This window comes from Arthrobacter mobilis, assembly GCF_012395835.1.
GTDB lineage: Bacteria > Actinomycetota > Actinomycetes > Actinomycetales > Micrococcaceae > Crystallibacter > Crystallibacter mobilis.
The window spans coordinates 1-1,158 of the sequence record NZ_JAAZSQ010000062.1 but is presented as its reverse complement, the minus strand read 5'-3'; the positions used below and the strand labels follow the sequence as shown (position 1 = coordinate 1,158).

The window sequence follows — 1,158 nt, the reverse complement described above, 5'->3', positions numbered from 1 at the left end:
TGTGATGTCGCGGGACATCGGTTACGGATGTCCCGCGACATCGTGAACACCCCGGTCTTTGGACCGGGGTGTTTTTCTTTGTCTGGGTTGGTAGTTCCGTGCCGGGTCGATGGTGAATTCGGCGAGGATCTCCCCGGTTCCCAGTTCCGTGACTGTGACGTCGCGGTCATGGACGAGCATGAGGATGTGCTTGCGGGCGTGGCGGCGGCCGATGCCGAGGTGTCTGAGCCTGCCGGCGTGGCGGAGGGTGGCTTTGCCGTCCTGGTCGACCCTGTCGGTACGCACGCGCCAGTGCCCGCCCTGCCGGGCTCCCTTCGGGGCGGCTTTGGGCGTGGCGGTCCAGGCCTGGGCCGGGGTGCTGCGGTCCAGGGCCCGGTGGGGGCGTTCGTGGTTGTAGATCTGCCGGAACCTGACCAGTTGTTCGTTTAGGTCGGCCAGGGTGCGGGCCGGGGGCTGGCCGGCGAGCCATTTTTTCAGGGTCTGGTGGAAGCGTTCGATCTTGCCCTGGGTCTGCGGGTGGGCCGGGGAGCCGTTTTTCTGGGTGATGTCCAGGGCGTGCAGGAGGTGCTCGAAGCCGTTGCGGCCGCCTTTGCCGCCGGCCAGGCGGGTGGTGTAGACGAGTCCGTTGTCGGTCAGGGTCGAGGCGGGCAGCCCGTGCTCGTCGGCGGCGGCCAGGAAGGTGTCCACCACGGCGGCCACGGTCACCGGGCTGAAGGCGGTGCAGGCCAGCAGGTAGCGGGAGTGGTCATCGAGGAAGTTCAGGATTTCGGCATCGGTACCGTCGGCCAGCGGCCAGTGGGTGAAGTCGGACTGCCAGGTTTCGTTGGGCTGGGCTGCCTCGAAACGGCGCAGGGATGATTTCGGGCGCTTGCGGGGCTCGGGGACTACTTGTCCGGCAGCCCTGAGGATGCGGTGGATGGTCGCGGTGGAGGGCACCGGATATCCCTCGTGTCCCAGGTGCCAGGCGATGGTGGCCGGGCCGGCGTCAAGTCCTTCTTCCGTGAGCTTGGCGCGCAGGGCCAGGATGCGGTCGCGGACCTCGCCGGGAACCGCACGCGGGTTGCTGCCGGGGCGCCGGGACCGCGGGGCCAGCCCGGCCTCGCCATGCTCGGCATGGCGGCGCAGCAGTTCGTGCACCCAGCGCCGGCTGACTCCGTA

1 protein-coding gene is annotated in these 1,158 nt (G+C 68.7%); it reads right to left on the bottom strand.

Annotated elements, in window-relative coordinates; all coding sequences use genetic code 11:
• Nucleotides 1–21: 21 nt before the first annotated feature.
• A partial coding sequence (locus HGG74_RS20825; RefSeq protein WP_168489446.1) for an IS481 family transposase occupies nucleotides 22–1,158 on the bottom strand: 1,137 nt, incomplete at its 5' end.